Origin of the sequence: Nostoc sp. UHCC 0870 (assembly GCF_022063185.1) — a bacterium.
Classification (GTDB): domain Bacteria; phylum Cyanobacteriota; class Cyanobacteriia; order Cyanobacteriales; family Nostocaceae; genus Trichormus.
In genome coordinates, this window is sequence record NZ_CP091913.1 from 1,811,975 (window position 1) to 1,829,955 (window position 17,981).

Sequence of the window (17,981 nt, forward strand, 5' to 3'; positions counted from 1 at the left end):
AAATCAAGTAAATAATACAACTATAATTTTGTAAGTTTTATTATATAGGGCTAATACCCAACAAAAAAAATGTGCGATCGCCTGTTAATTGTTGCGATCGCACAATCAAAACTATAAATGGGCATCATCAGTTACCAGTCACTGATAACTGTTAACTGTTAACTGATTTAACTCCCCTACTTCTCCACCGCTTGTTGCAGCGCAAATCGATATTCCTTAGCGTACTGCACATATGTACTACCAGAGTTAGCTACCCCGTTAGCGACAATCCCAATAAGGTTTAACCTACTCAACATAGCTGTAGCTTCAGCAATTTGGGTGCGCGTAACCTTACCCATACTGGCTACCAACACCACACTCCGACAAGAAGAAGCAGTGAGCATAGCATCAACTAAACCCAGAACAGGTGACCCATCGATAATTACCAAATCATAGTTCTCCTCAAATGCGTTCATCAATTCCATCATCCGGGGCGAACTCAAAAGATTTGCAGGGTCAACAGGTTTAGGGCCAGCAGTCAAAATATCGATATAGGTTGAGCCAAGAGAATGAGTTCCAATCTGATGAGGTAAGGTGATTTCACTAGCCAATAGCGTAGAAAGTCCTTGTTCATTGGGCAGATTTAGCTGTTCATGCAAACTAGGATGGCGTAAGTTAGCATCAATTAGCAGTACCCGTTTGTGTAACCGAGCCGCACTCATCGCTAAACCCAAAGCGAAACCTGATTTACCCTCATCCATCATAGGGGAGGAAATCATCAAAGACTTTAAGGTAGTGACAGAATTCAAAAGTTCGATATTTTTGTAAATTAAATCCAATGATTCCCAACGAGGAGGAGATTGTAAAACCTCAACTGTCCAAGGTGCAGGTATTTCTGGCTTACCAAAAGGTAATTTAATGATAGATTCTCTGGTTCTAGCAGGGGGCAGTTTAGGCGTAGTTCCCAACAAAGGCAAAGCAGCCTGTTTCTCTAACTCAGCTGTGGTGCGAACAGAATCATCAGATGCTTCTCGAATAAAGGCAGCGATACCTCCTAACATTAGTCCAACTACTGCACCTAGCAAGAGATTTTGCTTGAGGTTTGGCCCCAACTTCATACCTATTTGGGGTTCTTCTACAACTTCCCAGTTAAAACCACCCTTGGCTAGTTCTTGGCGTAATTGTTGTTCTGCCCGCAACAACTGTTCTAACCTTTCGCGGCTAAATTGTAACTGTGGTTTAATCCGATTGTAATAAGCCAATAGAGGCGGGAAACGTCTAATTTCCAGACGTATCTGATTTTCTTTCTGTGCCAAAGTTTGGTCACGGGCAGTTAAAGAAACTATAGTTGTCTGGGTATCTACTAGTTGACTAGCAAGATTCAGGTCAATGTCACCAAACTGTCCCTGTTCTAGAAGCGGTTCTCCAGAACTAAAAGCACTAGCAGACCTAACACCTAATGTTCTGCCTACTTCCTGTTGCAATAATTCTTTTTGGCTTTGCAGCTGTTCTTTCAGCTTCTGCACGCTGGGAGTCTCATCTGTGAAACGTAAGCGTTCTTGAGCCAACAACAGTTCAGTTTTTTGAATTTCGTTGAGTAAGCCTTGGTAGCGAGTAGACTGACTCAGACGAGAAGCTACTAAAGCATTTCTAGGAGAACGATTAAGTTGTTCTTCCAGAGATTTTTGCTTGGCTACAGCTTCTTGATACTGAGAACGAGTAGTACGGCGTTCTTGCTCAATATTGTTTAAACTATCTTCTAGAGCTTTTGCCTGTGCTTCTGGGTCAATTAAGTTCTGATTTCTGCGAAATCTTTGTAAGTTAGATTCAGCTGCATTAACTTCTTCGCTAGCTTTACTCAACTGTTCTCTAACAACTTGCAGACCTTTTTTGAGGCGAAAATTCTGCTGATCCTTATTATATTCCACATATACTTGACGAATAGCAGTTAATACTTTTTGAGTCTTTTCTGAGTCTTCATCTGTATAGTCTACTTGGAAAATTTTTGTAGCCACATTATCGTCTTTAGCTCTGATTTGCTCTAAGGCTAAAGCATTTTTAATCTCAGCAACAGTAATATCTGGATATTCAGATTTTAGTTTATCAACTGCCTTTTGAATCAACCCTGAACTTTGCATCAGGTTAAGTTGAGTGGCAGTATCTATCTGCACATCAGGTTCGAGAAATAGATTGTCGGCTCTAGTTCCATCTTTCTTACCTTGATAGTTTGGTTCTACCAATAGCTGCATACTACTTCTGTAAGTTGGTTTGGTTCTAGAAGTGATGACAGCCGCTAGAGCGATGGTAGTGATAAATGCTCCTAAAAACCAAGGAAATCTGCGAATAAATACAGCAAGAATTTGTCCATAACTTGGTTCTGTATCATTAGAGGAATTAACGATATTGGTACTGAGACTAGTTTGAACCACGTTTACTATCCTTATCTGTGAACTTGGAGGTGAATAGGGAATAGGGGAAGAATGTTGAATGTTGAATGTTGACTGTTAACTGCTGACTGTTAAGGCTTGGGTAATAATTCGTTCAACTTTGCTAAAGAAAACTTGTTCAGAAAAATTATTCACGGCATGATTACGAATATTTTCATAATTCCAGGAGATTCCTCCGGACTCTAGTAATGCTGTTTGTAATGATTCGGGAGTTTGTCTTTTAAAGAAGACTCCAGTTTCTCCATGTATTTGTGTGTCTAATACACCACCTGCACCATAAGCAATGACTGGTGTACCACTAGCGTTAGACTCTACTGGTACTAAACCATAATCTTCTAAGGCGGCAACTATGACAGATTTTGCTCTAGAAAATAAGTCTTTACGTTGGCTATCACTCACATGGCCTAAGAATTTAATGTTATCCAATGCTTTAGCTTCTAATCGTTCTCTTTCTGGCCCATCACCTGAGATTAATAGCGGCCATCCTAACCAGTTAAATGCCTCAACTATAACATCGAGTCGCTTATAACTAATCATTCGTGCTGATGCTAAATAGTATTCATCTTTGTTATCAGAAAAAACAAAGTTACTCGTATCAATGGGATAGTTAACCATCATTGCTGGTTTACCATAAATCTTTTCAATCCGGCGAGCAACAGTGCTGGAATTGGCAATGTAAATATCAGGTTCTTGAGCATATTTCAGGTCTACATCTCTCATTAATTGGAATACTTTTGTAATTAATGGAGCAAAATAGCGATAATCACTATACTCTCGTAAATAAGTTTCTGTATCCCATAAAAAGCGGGTGACATTATGGCAAAAGCAAACGTGTTTTGCATCTTGCCTTTTTCTCACTGCTTTAGCGAAGCTGGTACTACTACTAATAATTAAATCGTAGGCTTGTAAATCTAACGACCGAAAGGCAGGAAAATATAAGGGGGCTATTAAGCGAAAATATTTGGTTGCACCAGGAATTTTTTGTAAGAAAGTTGTATTAACTATGCGATCGCCAACGTCAATAGTTTTTTGTGGGTCATATAAAGATGTAAAAATATCTGCTTCTGGATAGCGTTTACAAAGCAATTCAAAGACCCGCTCTGCTCCACCACGCTGGGTTAAATAATCATGCACTAGAGCGATTTTCATAGTTTTTCTGAAGTTATTAATTAATCGCCAACAAAATACAATTATTGGCAGTAAAAATGATATAAGATGCCCTGAACCCCCCTTGTACAAAGGGGGGCTATTTTTTGAACTTAATACTGCTAATTAAATCTAGATGCTAGCTAACTGTCGCCAAAACTTTTTCTGGGGCAAAATATTTGTTTTGTTCTGCTCTGAGTTGGTCACACAGTCTGCTTTCTGGTAGTTCTACGTCATCGTAGGTGAGGACTTGATCTCTGGGAATATCTCGTTTGAGACGACATCCTTCTGCTAAACCCATAGGTAGCAGGTTTTGTTGTTGGACGATAGGGGAATTTTCACATTGTCCATAGGTCATATAGTAGCCGATCCCATCTAGAGTTTCCCCGGCTTTTAGGTCAATTTTTGCAGTGGCTACTACGTCCACTATAGGTTCACCTAAAGGAGACATCACAGCATCTTGAAATAGCACTGCACGGGCTACAGATAGGGGGACTTCAAAATGGCAGAGGTGATAGGGGGTATAGAAGCTATAGAGAGGGCCTTCACCTAATTTGTAGAGGTTAAGGTAGTGCTGTTGTTTGGGGTCGTCATGGGTTGCAAAGACGAATACGCCAGGGCCGGGTTTTGCACCGACTACATAATCTACAATGCCACCTAGTTCTTTGAGTTGTTCGACATCGTACATATTGGTCATTTCATCTACATGACCCGTGTAGTCGTAGCCCAACATTCCCCGTTTAGCAACTTTCATTCCTGTGGCGTTAGCAACGATCGCCTGCTCGAATGATATCTTTGAACCATCAGCAAAGCTTGTCACCATGTGGGCTTTTTGTCCCCAACGCTTGGCGAATCCTTCTTGGGTAGTAGGGTTGCGGTAGGGGTCTTGTAAGCCTTTGATGTTACCGCACAATAGGGGAGTCAGACCAATACTTTTAACAAAGCGGTAAAGGTTCATCTCTACCCCTGGTTGGTCGCCATCACAAGCGGAGAGAATCACGCCGGCTTTATCAGCGTAGACTTTGAGAATAGAGCCTACAGTGCCGTCCAGTTCGGCATTCATCATAATAATATGTTTATGATGGGCGATCGCTTCCATGACGATATGTGCGCCAAATTCCACTGCACCAGTCACTTCGATAATGGCATCGATGCCTTCCGCCTGACAGATGAGTTTAGCATCTTCGGTAATAGCATACTGACCTTGAGCGATCGCAGTTTCTAATTCGCCGACACTATTCACAACCTGAATTTCTTCAATCCCAGCTTCTTGATAAGCGCGTTGAGCCTGGTCAATACTCCGGTTGAAAATAGCTACCAACTCCATCCCAGGGACAGAATTAATGATTTGGTTGGCAATTCCCCGACCCATAAAACCAGCACCAATCATCCCCACTCTTACGGGATTACCAGCAGCAGCACGAGCTTGTAGGGCGCGATCGATAATAATCATTTCGTTAATTCCTTTTATTTAATAATTAGAGACAGGAGGCAGAAAAGACGAAGAAGTGTTTTCTTTCAATGCCCAATGCCCATTCCTAACAAACTACTTCCACTGGCTCAGGGCTACCAATGGGGATATTTTCTAATAATGGCCAGTTAGCGTCTTTGTCAGAAATTACTGTGACTTCTAAAGGCCAAGCAATATTAAAAAATGGGTCGTTATAACGTAGTCCTCTTTCGTATCCAGGTGTGTAAAATTCACCTACTTGATACACAACTTCTGCATCATCAGTAAGAGCTTGATAACCGTGAGCAAACATTTCTGGTACGTACAAAGCTCGGTGATTATCTGCGGTCAGTTCTACACCAATGTGCGATAAAAATGTTGGTGATTCAGGACGCATATCAATAATTACGTCATAAATAGCACCTTTAATGCAACGAATTAATTTAGTTTCGGCTGCGGGTCTGAGTTGATAGTGCATTCCTCGCAATGTACCTTTTTTATAGTTATAAGAAAGGTTACACTGAGCAACTGCTGGTTTTAAACCATGATTTGCAAATTCTTGGGCGCAGAAAGTCCGAGCAAAAAAACCTCGGTTGTCTGACTTTTCTTCTAAGTCAATAATAAATGCGTCTTTGAGTTCTGTCTGGGTAAAAATCATAGCTACCTGGAAGAAGATATTGATGAGAACAAATAATTAGTAACTAATCAGTTAGTATTTACGCTAGATAAATTCCTCAACAGGAATTTTATGATATCCCTGACTTCTTGAAGAAGTCGGGGATATTAACACGGGATAAGAACACACTAATCGCTCGGAATTTACTTGATATTCCAGAAGAAATCTTGGTTGATTTGTTCAGTACGAATCAAATACTCTAGTTGCTTTAACCGTGTGAAGCCTCTAAATAAGAAAGTGTCTTCTGTCATGTCGATTTGGCTGAATAAATCAAATAGCTGTCTCGCGCCACGTTGAGCATCCCAATCACACTTAAATCCAGGTAGGATACTGTTGATTTTCTCAAAGGATACCCGATAACTGCGGTTATCTGCACCGTTGTCACCAAAGGATAATTTGCATCCGGGGAAGGTATCAGCAATGATTTGGGCTATTTCTTTAACGCGGTAGTTGTTAGCTGTATCACCAACGTTAAAGATTTGGTTGTGAATAATATCGCGGGGTGCTTCTAAAGCGCAAGCTATGGCTTTGCAAATATCCAATGCGTGGACTAATGGCCGCCAAGGTGTACCATCACTGATCATTTTGATTTCTTTGGTAGTCCAAGCCAAGCCAGACAAGTTATTCAACACAATGTCAAAGCGCATTCTGGGGGAAGCACCAAAGGCTGTGGCGTTCCGCATGAAGGTAGGAGAGAAGTCGTCATCAGCCAGGAGTGTGACATCTCGTTCAACTAAAGTTTTGCACTCGGCGTAGGCTGTTTGGGGATTAACAGGGGATGCTTCTGTGACATCACCTTCGGTAGCTACTCCATAGACACTACAGGAAGACATATAGACGAAGCGGCGCACACCCATTGTTTTCGCCAGATTTGCTAGACGGACAGAACCTAAATGATTGATGTCGTAGGTAATGTTGGGTGATAGTTGTCCGGTGGGGTCGTTGGAGAGTTCCGCCATGTGGACGATCGCTTCTACACCCTCTAACTCTTCGGGGGTGATGTCGCGGATATCTTTGTTAAGGGTTTTAGCAGTGATTGGAGTCCCGTTATATAGCCAGCCAACTTTATAGAACCCAGTATCTATACCAATTACTTCGTGTCCGCGTCCAGCTAACAAAGAGGGTAATAAACAACCAAGATACCCTTCTGTTCCAGTTACTAAAATTTTCATTGTGGTCAATTTCTGTATATTGGGGACTGAGCATGAGGTATAGGGATAAAATCTTCCCCTACCCCTCTGCTGCTTATCTATGCAATAACTACATTCTCTAAGTGCGATCGCGCTGGAATTTGTGCGGCGATCGCTTTGCCAATTTCTAGGGAAGAGGTGGCTGCCGGTGACGGTGCATTGCAAACATGGATCGCATTTTGACTAGGTATAATCAAAAAGTCGTCTACTAGCTTGCCGTCATCCATTAAGGCTTGGGCGCGTACCCCTGCATGGGTGGGGACTAAATCCGACCCTTGGACTTCGGGAATAAGTTTTTGCAGACTTCTGGTAAAAGCTGCTTTGCTGAAGGAACGAATGATTTCTTGGATACCTTCGTCGGCGTGTTTGGCTGCGAGTCTCCAAAAACCAGGGTAAGTCATCACCTCAGCAAAGTCTTTCAGGTCGAAGTCGGTTTTGTGGTAGCCTTCGCGTTTGAGGCTGAGAACTGCGTTCGGCCCTGCATGGACGCTACCATCAATCATTTTGGTAAAGTGAACGCCCAAGAAAGGAAAATCGGGGTTGGGAACTGGGTAAATCAGGGTTTTCACCAGATACCGTTTTTCGGGGGTGAGTTCGTAATATTCGCCCCGGAAGGGTACGATTTTCGCTTTGGGGTTGACTCCATCTAATTTAGCAATGCGATCGCTATGCAATCCGGCACAATTAATCACAAAACGGGTTTCAAAGTTGCCGTTGTTAGTTTCTAGTACGTGATTGCCACCACTGGGGGCAATTTTCAGCACTTTGGTATTGAGGCGTAACTCTCCCCCCTGCTGTTGAATTAATTCGGCGTATTTTAAACAAACTTGTTTGTAATTAACAATCCCTGTGGAAAAAACTCGAATTCCACCTACACAACTAACATGAGGTTCAATTTCTTTGACTTCTTCTGGGCTGATTTTCTGGACTTTTATGCCGTTGTCTACACCACGTTGGTAGAGAGTTTCTAGGCGTGGTAATTCTTGATCATCTGTAGCTACAATTACCTTGCCACAAATCTCATGATCAATGCCATGCTCTTGGCAGAATGCTACCATTGAGTCTCTACCATCACGGCAAAACTTTGCTTTGAAACTCCCTGGCTTGTAGTAAATTCCAGAGTGAATCACACCACTATTATTACCTGTTTGGTGAAATGCCCATTGGCTTTCTTTTTCTAACACTAAAATTCGGGACTGGGGATAGCGTTGACCTAAAGCCATCCCTGTAGATAGCCCAACTATTCCCCCACCGACAATAGCAAAATCGTACATTGGTATTACTGCATTAATGTTGAAATAAGGCAGAAAGCAACAGGCAGTTGGCAAGAAGAAAGAGTTTTGTTACCCCTCGTCTTTCTTTATATGCTTCTACCTATTTGTGCCTTTCTACTCATATAGGTAAAAATTATAACCTCACGGAAATTCACGTATCAAAATCTCAACCTCAAATTATTTTTGAATTTTGACCCTTCACTTCCTTCGAGGGCAAGATTTTGAATTTTGAATTCCGCTTTGCGATATTACCAAACTTTCCAAGGAGCTTGATTATTTTTCCATAGCTCTTCTAGATAATTTTTGTCTCTTAAGGTATCCATTGGTTGCCAAAAACCATTGTGTTTGAAAGCAGATAACTGGTCTAATTCTGCTAACTTTTCTAATGGTTCTTTCTCCCAAGCTGTAGCATCATCAGCAATAAAATCAATAACTGCTGGTTCTAATACGAAATAACCACCATTAATCCAAGCACCATCCCCGTCTTGCTTTTCTTTAAAGCTAGTAATTTTAGTTTGTTCATGTCCTAGAGAAATTGCCCCAAAACGTCCTGCTGGTTGAACTGCTGTGAGTGTTGCTAGGGTCTTTTGTTCTTGGTGTAACTTAATTAGTTCGGTAATATTAACATTACTGACACCATCGCCATAAGTAAAGCAAAAAGTTTCATTACCAAGATGTTCTCGAACGCGCTTTAAGCGTCCACCTGTCATAGTGTTATCACCTGTATTAACTAGGGTGACACGCCAAGGTTCAGCATAACCCGAATGCACATTCATTTGATTAAATCGCATATCAAAAGTTACATCAGACATATGCAAGAAGTAGTTAGCAAAATACTCCTTAATGATGTAACCTTTATAACCACAACAAATAATAAAATCATTAATGCCGTGGACAGAATAAGTTTTCATAATGTGCCAGAGAATTGGTTTACCACCAATCTCAACCATTGGCTTCGGTCTGATGCTGGTTTCTTCACTGAGACGTGTACCCAGCCCTCCAGCCAAAATCACCGCTTTCATGCAATTACCTCAAAGATATGCAGGTCAATTATTATGGAAAATTTATCCGAATGAAGAGGATGCACATAGATGTATGGGAGAAAAACTCATTTATTTCGTAGTTTTATCCGTACATAATCTAACTTTTATTCGAGGTAATTAAATAAAGGAATAGTAAATAAAAGTTTTAAATATATAAAAGCTTTGTAAATAGAAATAAATTAGACAAAAATAATTTAAATCGATGTTTTTAATGTTATTTCTTTGAATTAAAATAGTCTTAATTCCGGTATTTAAGTCTTGTCAAAAAAGACTATTTAGCAAAAAAATCCGATATTAATACCATAAACTTAGACATTATTCAATAAAATTGATATCAAAATAAGCTGCGCCTACAAAGGTAAATTTACTATTTTATTAACGTATACATGGCACTAGATGTTTAGTCCGTAAAAAAAATAAATTTATTGGTTAAAATGTCAAGCTATTTGATGGGTTTGTAGTAAGGACTTTAGTCCTGATTTTTTAAGGACTAAAGTCCTTACTACGAACTTACTGGATTGATTCAGTGAATCGGTATTCTAGTGTGTCAAAAAAACGTATTCCCCATCACCAATCCCTTTTACTGATTTATGTTGAAATTGTTGCTGGCATATCCCAACATAGCAGAACTTTGCAATAAAGCATTACATTTGCTTTCTTCAACGATACAGATACTACTGAGTGCTTGCTGATAAACTTCTGTATCTTCTTGTTCTAAGGAAAGTTGGGCAGCTATTTCTAAATCTTCAATGGCTTGGACATAATCTGGGTTAGAGTTATCACCCATTAGTTGTACAAGTTCATAGCGAACCATACCCCGTTTCAGGTAAACTTTGGCGAGTTTGTCGTTAATTTTTAAGGCTTGATTAAAGTCAACGATCGCCTTTTGGTATTGTTGCAGAGACTCGCTACTATATTGAGCGATGAGATAGTGGACAGAACCACGCTGAAAATAAGCTTCGGATTTGGCAGCATTAAGTTTCAGTGCCTGATCAAAATCTGCGATCGCTTCTTGATATTCTTTGAGAGTGTCGTTGCTATATTTAGCTATCTGGGAGTAGACAATGCCCCTCCTGATATAGGCTTCAGCTTCTTTTTCATTAATACTCAGGGCTTGGTTAAAATCTGCGATCGCTAGTTTATATTCTTTGTCAGGGTCGTTGCTAAATTCTGCCAGCATATAGCGAGCATTACCCCGATTCACAAAAGCTTTGGTTTCTTGGGGATTTAGCTGCAAAGCAGCACTGTAGTCTATCAGTGCGCCGTCGTAGTCTTTTAGGTTGTAGCGGGCATTTCCCCTGTTAACGTAGGCTTTAGCGTTGTTGGGTTCTTGTTGAATGGCTTGGGTAAAGTTTTCTACGGCTTGTTTATAGTCTCGCACTTGGTAAGCAGCATGACCTTGCTGGTAGTAATCAGCAAAACTCAACTTAATACTACCAATTGCAGGCTTTGTCATGAAGCTTTGCTGGGCATAGTTATTCTGAGACACCAAGGGACGCGTCAATTTCATCATCACGTCCAAATATCCCAAAGCCCCAAATCCCAACAAACAACACAATATTGGATACAGCCTTTTTCTGCGCCGATGGCGTTGAGGTGCAAAGTTAGAGGCGGGTAACTGCCAGTTTGTTTGATACAAAGGCATCACTGGCAATGGTAAGCCAATAGGTGGGATCGATTGAGTGTAGAGTCTTTTTTTGGCTGTGATGCGGGGACGTAAATGTTCTTTTTTTTCTATTGCCTGTACTGAAGGAAAGGGATCTCTACCACCCAAGCGTACCGCCCGTTCACACCAGGGACAGCTGTGCAGGTGGTTGCTATAGCTATGCTGGGGATTAGCACTACAAGTAGTGAGGGAGTCTTCAGCTTCCGCGAGGGCAGACAACCAAGCTTGAGCATGGGGACGCTGTTGGCGGGCATAGTGTCCATCCTCAAAACACTGCACAAACAGTTCTTGCAACCTGGGATGAAGCATTTCCCAAGGCGGTGCAATGGGTGTAGGTAGATAGGGGACTTTGCGCTTTTTACTGTAGGTAAAATGTCCAGCAGCAATTCTGGCTTCGTAGGGTGGTGGTTCGGGAATCCCCTGAAAAATACCAGAGAAAGGATGTGTCCCTTCCATTAATAATTGAAAGATCAGTACCCCTAAACCAAATAAATCATGACTCAGATCGCGATCGTGGTGAGCAAAGATTTTATTCTGTAACTCTGGTGGGGTGAACTCTGGTTTACCCACCGGACAACGATAAACTACATCGTTTTCCGAATCGCGCACTTGGAAGGAATCAGTATCTACCAAGGTGACTAGGGCTGTGTCACTGACGAGGATATTCGACTCGTTGACATCACCCACACAGTAACCACTATTATGTAGAGATGCAAAAGCTGCTGCCAAGTTGCGAGCTGTGCGGAGAAGATACTGATAGCTGAATAATGGGCAGTGTTGGCGGCGAGTCTTGGGGTTATAAAAATCGATAATGGGACGCATTCCGCGAATGCGGGGCATTAAAAAGCCAACAATGCCGTTGTTTTCATCTGTCCCCCACAATAATTCTTGAGGCCAAGCAATGGAAATATGCCCCAAATTCGCCGTTGGGTTTTCTGGTGGGTTGGCAAGCATCGCCCGGAGTTTATGGGCATGAGCAACTGTAGATTTGTGATAAACCTTAGCTACTAAATCGCCTGCGGATGGCACAGCATAAATACAAGCTTCACCACCACGCCCCAAACTGACGCTGAGGCTGAGAATTTCTTCCTGGGGAAGATAACGTAGTACCTTCATGATCAATCACGGTTAAGGGTTTTATTGGGAATTGGGGACTGGGGACTGGGGACTGGGGACTGGGGACTGGGGACTGGGGACTGGGGACTGGGGACTGGGGACTGGGTACTTTGCTCCCTGCTCCCTGCTCCTCTGCTCCCTGCCCCTCTGCTCCCCTGCCCCTCTGCTCCCTGCCCCCTGCCCCTCTGCCTCACAAATGGTTAAAGGCAGCTAAAATCAGCGTTAAATCATCCTCAGTACGTTGTGTAATTCGCTCAGAACCTAAAAACCTGACTAACTGTTCTTTTGCTTCTGCTTTATCCTCTACTTTTTCGACAAAATCGAATAAAGGAAAAAAGAAGGGTTTGTGAGGTTCACCAACAACCATATTCAAAGCCAGCATTTGTAGTCCATCAGTGAGGAGTGCAATGTTGACTATGGTTTCGCGCCATAATCTCATTTGGGCTGTATCTAAAGCACCTGGTGAAGTTAAAAAAGTCGTTTCGTTGATATATTCGCCGTTGTTAGGTATGGTCAGTGCTAGTAAGTTGCCCATGTGATCCTTCGCCACTGCCAAACCGTCACCAATTTGTGCTGCTGCTACCATTTCGGGTGAGGCGATCGCAATAATTAAGGTAGTTGCTAAATCCTGGGGCGGTTTTTGGCAAGCCTCCGCTTCATCTTCCACGGCTTTTTTAGCGGCTAGCAAGGCATCATTTAACAGCAATTGCACCGTTTCATCTTCAGCTAGAGAATCTCTAGTTATATCTTTGAGCGATAGGTTTTCTATGGCTGTTTCTACAGCTACCATCGCCCCGACTTTCCCCTGGCTGGCAGAACCCGCGCCATCAGCAGCTGCTGCTATCAACACGTTATCAGGCAATAGTTGCCAGTGGTGAGCATCCTGACACAGCTGCTTATTTTTGATGTGGCTTGTACCACAGACAGAGGCGGCGACTACCTGCCAATGAGGGTTCTGTTTTGATGTTTTCATATATTTGTTTTGTCAGCTAGCTGTGAAAGTGTCAAGCTGCATTTAGATAGAACCCCAGCCAATGGGCGGTAATGCAATTTGCTCATCTATCTGCGAATGGGAAACTGCTGACATACTAGTCGATAACCAAACAAACATCTCAATAAAGTTCAGTCCTTTCAGTTTTAAGGGTGTCCGTACAGCGATTTGATTGAGGCGCATCATATTTGCGTTTTCTACACCCACGCTAAAAAAGGCAACGCGTTTATTGGTTTCATCTCCTTGCAGGCGGATTGCTGCTTGTTCTACTAAATGATCTAGTTCACCTTGTGGTTCACCATCCGTAATCATAAACACCCACGGGCGATAGTAAGCAATACCGTTGGCACGATACAAAGATTTACGCTCTTGCACCATATCCAATGCTTTATGTATGCCCGCCCCCATACTCGTTAATCCTTGTGCTGTCAAAATAGGGGGGTTAAATTGATCAGCTGTGACAAAATCTTGTACTACATTAATATGACTATCAAAGGTAACGATCGCAATTTCTACCCGTCTGGCTGCTATGGAATTTTTTACTAATTCATCCTTCAAACTCAGCAAGCCCTGGTTAAGAGCTTCTATCGCCACGCCTTGCATTGAACCAGATGTATCGAGTAACAACACACAAGGACAACGTGGTTCTGGATTCTCCGCAAACTCTACTACTTCATCTAGTGTTAATGTATCATTCATAACGTTTTGTGTTATGTTATAGTCCAAAGCTCTATGTTCCTTTTTTCAAAGTATATATTTTCCACAGCCGAAGCCGACAAGACCACAGGTAGATGTTTGATGGTGGCTGGTTCACTCTTCATTAAACAAACCATTCTCACCGCAAGTTCTACATATTTAAGGAAATCTTAATCAGGATGTAGATGAAATAAAGATATGATGAAGGGTTTGGATAGAAGACATTAATCATCTACCAAAATTTATATAGCGCAAACACAGAATATAATAAATAATTAGCATTTGCCTACATAAATTTTTAAAGAGTTTATGTGGAATTTTTATTTTTCTATATAGAAATTAAATTCAAAATCATATTCATCAATATGTTCAAAAATACCTATTGTAACTAAGAGAACTTAAAAGCAAAATTTGTAAAAAAATAGAAACCTCAAGTATAGAGTTAGCAATTTGACCAACTATTAATTAAGCACTCAGACAGACTTAATTCTACAACTTGTCTTCCTGTCACCTGTCACCTGTCACCTGTCACCTGTCACCTGTCACCTGTCCCCTTCTTCATATGAATCATTCCGGTACGTTTGCAGCAATACGTCCTCAGCGTTTATTAAGACAACTATCTAGTTGTTTAGACACCACTTGTTTGCAAGCTGTGAGTAACTTCGTTACTTGGTCAATTTATCTGGAAAATGGGACAATCACTTATGCTACCCATTCTGTAGAACCATTTGACAGATTAGAACGTCATCTGCGTCGCCTTAGTCAAGAATTTCCCCTAATAACGGCGGAAGTACGGGTACAGTTACGCTTGTTGTTTGAAACTGACCTATACAATCAAACCAACGAAAATCAAAATCCTGATATTATTCAGCCACAGGATTATCAAGCTATCCAATGGCTTGTTAATCAGAAATATGTAGATACTAAACAAGCTACCGTACTGATTCAGGAATTAGTTAAGGAAGTAACTGAGTCATTTTTGCTGATTAAAACTGGTAATTATCAATTAAGCGATTCATCACAGAAATTACCTGTAATTTGCCTCTTAGATGTCACTAAAGTTATAGAACGTTGTCAAATAAGATTACAAAATTGGCAGACTTATGTACCTAAAATTACCTCTCCTCATCAACGCCCCTATCTATTACTAAATAATACAATCCCTGGTAAAAATTCGACTCAACTCCAGCCAGCATTAACTTACTGGATGAAGGGTTTTAGTCTGCGTCATCTATCCGTGATTATGAATCAAGATGAACTGCAACTAGCACAACATTTATACCCTTACATCGTGACTGGAGAGATTATCTTACATGAACCAGACCCACCATTTGATCAGTTACCCAAGATAGTGACAGAATTTTCATCAACACCTCAATACACAACCGCCTTACTTGAGAAAAAGTTAGTTGATACAGTTGTAGAACTCAGTAGCAATGCTACGCCCATCACCCCAATTGTAGAGAGAGAAAATGTCGCTATTGTCAAGAGATCGCCACAAATTCCCACTCAAACAAAAACAACCAACAAAGAATTAAATAACACGAACTCTGTTCCCGAAAGAGTAACACCGACTACCGTCACCCCGGAAAAGCTTTATAAAATTGTTTCTGTAGATGATAGCCCCACAATTTTAAAAGAAATTACTTATTTTTTAGAAAATGAAAATTTTACTGTCATAGCAATTAATGACCCCTTAAAAGCTGCTATGTCAATTATTAGACACAAACCAGACTTAATCCTACTGGATCTCAACATGGCGGGAATTGATGGTTATGAATTGTGTCGCATTATCCGCAATAATTCTATGTTTAAAAATACACCAATTATTTTCGTTACTGGGTCTAAGGGAATAGTAGATAAAGTAAAAGCTAGATTAGTCGGTGCATCGGGATATTTAACTAAACCGTTTACCCGTGCAGAATTGTTAAAAATGGTTTTTATGCACTTAACTTAATTAAAAAATTGGCTTGCGAGTTTTTAATTAACGTCAGTTCGGGTCAAGAAGATTTATTCAGAAACTCATCCCTATTTATATAATGTGGTGTTGCGTTGCACTGCGTTTTAATGTAACATAATGAATATGTATACTAAGTAATTAAGCAAAATTAATACTTGAGGGGAAGTTTCAAGCTTTGCGTGTGGTCAGGAAATAAAAGTCCTCTCAAGTTTTTATAGAACTGTAGCAATTATTGCTAATGACACTAGAAATTAGCAGTAAAATTTCTGGATGAAGTTTGGTAAAAAAATTCAACTTTCAGCAAACACTGAAATTCCCACTCACAATTTGGGAAATTTGATAGTAACGGCTGTGTGATACAACGCAAAATATCAATGATGAATTCCAACAATTTCCAGAAATTAGTAGCACTTACCAATGAATACGGGATTAATTGCCAGCCAGCCTCAGAAGAGTGCTTGGTTGCATCCTTACCTGGATATGATGATTTTTTATTAGCTTTTACTTGGTCTGGTGCAGTTGAAGGAGAGCCACCAGAGCATGAATTAATTGCAATTAGCGTACAGGATATTACTCAAGAAAGGACAGTGGTAGCTTGGCAGATTCCTACTTATTTATTTGGGAACGTTTTAAGGCAAGCACAGATGCTTGTAGCTGCTCATGTAGATTTTATTAGATGAAGCATAAGCCTGCCAGGTTATTGAGATTGACTATCAAAATCATAATCCCACTTTTTGATGTTTTACAGGAAAAAGCGGGATTATAGTTCTTACCGACTGCTAACTCCATCAGTTGTGCGTCCGCTCATTTCATACTCGTGGATGCGGTAAATGGCGATCGCTTCTGAACGTCCCTCAGCATCAATCCAGGTTCGATTTATAGCAGGTGATAGCGTTTTATTACGTTCTTTGATCAAGTGCATTGCGCGATCAATGTCTGGTTGCTCTGTGAGGCGCGAGGCTCGACCATTTACAATTACGCTGCGCCAATGAAGAGACCCGTGGATTTCTTCCACTTGTAAGCAGATTTCTGGATTCGTATCTATATCATGAGTCTTCATGCCGACCGTTGTAAATAGATAAATGTCCGAATCTTCCAGATAATAATACATTGGCATCACGTAGGGTTTGCCTTCATGTATGCAGCCAAGATGACCGTATTCTACTTGGTGTAGCAGTTCGTGCATTTCTTTTGAACTCATTTCATCAATATCTAACATGACTATTCTTCTAAATATTTATTTGATTAGTAGTATTAAAGACGACTGTGTGTTAGTGTGGCTTTAGACCATATGTTGCAAGCGAATCACACGCTTTGAATAACTTTTCATCACCTCTACAGCAAAGAAAAACTCTAGTCACATAGTTTGGTTTTATTGTGCCGAATTACTGATTTTTTGCTGATCAAATCTCAGTCTACGCAAAATCACTGATTAGTCCCCTGACTTTTTACTAAAATATAAAACATCAAATAATTCTTGTATCTTGCTAGGTAAATAACTTGAATATCATCTATTCCTTTTGGGTGTTTTAATTTTGTATAATTTATACACAATTAAGATATTAAATCCAACAATATAACGCTAATACAAGCTATTCTTTGATTTTTTAGCCCAATATAGTTAAATCTCATCTAATAAATATTTCCATAAACAAATTGAGTTTAAGTACATACCTAAAGATAGATACAAGAAACTTTGAAAAAGTTTACATTGCTGGTATCACTTAGTGAATTTAAGAAAAACACATGGCTGACATTGTTGATACTGCTGTAAACGCTGGTTCATTCAACACCTTAGTTGCTGCGGTTAAAGCTGCTGGGCTAGTTGATACGCTCAAAGGTGCTGGACCATTCACCGTTTTTGCGCCTACTGATGAGGCATTTAATAAACTTCCAAAAGGTACAGTAGATGCTTTACTGAAGGATATTCCCAAGCTTAAGAAAATCCTAACTTATCATGTTGTTTCAGGTAAGGTACTTGCAGCCGATGTAGTTAAGATGAAGTCAGCTACTACGGTACAGGGTTCTGATGTGAAAATTGATGCTTCTAATGGTGTCAAAATAAATGATGCTAATGTGGCAACACCAGATGTTGCTGCTGATAACGGTGTTATTCACGTAATTGACACAGTGTTGATTCCTGCGTAAAAAAACGCTTAAAGAATAGAGAATACTATTCGTGAGGTGGAGATTTTAGAGAATCGCCACCTCATTACTATCTAAATATATTTACTCAGGTATATTTACATATTTATCTATTGCAGATAACAATGTACTTAGACAGTATTTTCAGATATTTATTGTTTTAATGAGTTCGCATTTGTGAGGAGCAACTAGATTTTTATTT

General features: G+C 40.5%; 14 protein-coding genes. 3 read left to right on the forward strand and 11 right to left on the reverse strand.

Features of this window, described 5'->3' with window-relative positions:
* Positions 1 to 176: 176 nt before the first annotated feature.
* The 10 genes from L6494_RS07915 to L6494_RS07960 form a co-directional block, all read right to left on the reverse strand.
* Positions 177 to 2,408, reverse strand: a complete 2,232-nt coding sequence (locus L6494_RS07915; RefSeq protein ID WP_237993551.1) for a GumC family protein — start codon at positions 2,406 to 2,408, stop codon at positions 177 to 179.
* A gap of 75 nt (positions 2,409 to 2,483) precedes the next feature.
* Positions 2,484 to 3,575 carry a glycosyltransferase gene (locus L6494_RS07920; RefSeq protein ID WP_237993552.1) on the reverse strand — a complete coding sequence of 364 codons (1,092 nt, stop codon included), beginning with the start codon at positions 3,573 to 3,575 and terminating at the stop codon, positions 2,484 to 2,486.
* 136 nt (positions 3,576 to 3,711) lie between these two features.
* Positions 3,712 to 5,025, reverse strand: a complete 1,314-nt coding sequence (locus L6494_RS07925) for an NAD(P)H-dependent oxidoreductase (RefSeq protein WP_237993553.1) — start codon at positions 5,023 to 5,025, stop codon at positions 3,712 to 3,714.
* A gap of 85 nt (positions 5,026 to 5,110) precedes the next feature.
* Positions 5,111 to 5,680: a dTDP-4-dehydrorhamnose 3,5-epimerase gene (gene rfbC / locus L6494_RS07930; protein ID WP_237993554.1), complete on the reverse strand. Its 570-nt coding sequence runs from the start codon at positions 5,678 to 5,680 to the stop codon at positions 5,111 to 5,113.
* A gap of 161 nt (positions 5,681 to 5,841) precedes the next feature.
* Positions 5,842 to 6,870 (reverse strand): NAD-dependent epimerase/dehydratase family protein, encoded by a 1,029-nt coding sequence (locus L6494_RS07935; protein WP_237993555.1) that lies wholly within the window; start codon positions 6,868 to 6,870, stop codon positions 5,842 to 5,844.
* 77 nt (positions 6,871 to 6,947) lie between these two features.
* The gene (gene lhgO, locus L6494_RS07940; protein WP_237993556.1) at positions 6,948 to 8,162 is read right to left on the reverse strand and encodes an L-2-hydroxyglutarate oxidase; all 1,215 of its coding nucleotides are present in this window, start codon (positions 8,160 to 8,162) and stop codon (positions 6,948 to 6,950) included.
* Between the two features lie 248 nt (positions 8,163 to 8,410).
* Positions 8,411 to 9,184 (reverse strand): glucose-1-phosphate cytidylyltransferase, encoded by a 774-nt coding sequence (gene rfbF, locus L6494_RS07945; protein WP_237993557.1) that lies wholly within the window; start codon positions 9,182 to 9,184, stop codon positions 8,411 to 8,413.
* 601 nt (positions 9,185 to 9,785) lie between these two features.
* Positions 9,786 to 11,987 (reverse strand): tetratricopeptide repeat protein, encoded by a 2,202-nt coding sequence (locus L6494_RS07950; RefSeq protein WP_237993558.1) that lies wholly within the window; start codon positions 11,985 to 11,987, stop codon positions 9,786 to 9,788.
* Between the two features lie 190 nt (positions 11,988 to 12,177).
* Entirely contained in the window at positions 12,178 to 12,960 is a 783-nt protein-coding gene (locus L6494_RS07955) for a PP2C family serine/threonine-protein phosphatase (RefSeq protein WP_237993559.1), read from the reverse strand.
* 42 nt (positions 12,961 to 13,002) lie between these two features.
* Positions 13,003 to 13,677 (reverse strand): vWA domain-containing protein, encoded by a 675-nt coding sequence (locus L6494_RS07960; protein WP_237993560.1) that lies wholly within the window; start codon positions 13,675 to 13,677, stop codon positions 13,003 to 13,005.
* Positions 13,678 to 14,236: 559 nt separating this feature from the next.
* Here L6494_RS07960 and L6494_RS07965 point away from each other — a divergent pair.
* Both L6494_RS07965 and L6494_RS07970 read left to right on the forward strand, forming a co-directional pair.
* Positions 14,237 to 15,631, forward strand: a complete 1,395-nt coding sequence (locus L6494_RS07965; protein WP_237993561.1) for a response regulator — start codon at positions 14,237 to 14,239, stop codon at positions 15,629 to 15,631.
* 377 nt (positions 15,632 to 16,008) lie between these two features.
* On the forward strand, positions 16,009 to 16,314 hold the full coding sequence (locus L6494_RS07970) for a hypothetical protein (RefSeq protein WP_237993562.1): 306 nt from the start codon (positions 16,009 to 16,011) through the stop codon (positions 16,312 to 16,314).
* 89 nt (positions 16,315 to 16,403) lie between these two features.
* Here the strand turns inward: L6494_RS07970 and L6494_RS07975 are convergent, their stop codons facing one another.
* Complete coding sequence (locus L6494_RS07975) at positions 16,404 to 16,853, reverse strand: pyridoxamine 5'-phosphate oxidase family protein (RefSeq protein ID WP_237993563.1); 450 nt, start codon at positions 16,851 to 16,853, stop codon at positions 16,404 to 16,406.
* Between the two features lie 527 nt (positions 16,854 to 17,380).
* Here L6494_RS07975 and L6494_RS07980 point away from each other — a divergent pair.
* Positions 17,381 to 17,782, forward strand: coding sequence for a fasciclin domain-containing protein (locus L6494_RS07980; RefSeq protein WP_237993564.1), 402 nt, complete (start codon positions 17,381 to 17,383; stop codon positions 17,780 to 17,782).
* Positions 17,783 to 17,981: the final 199 nt, after the last annotated feature.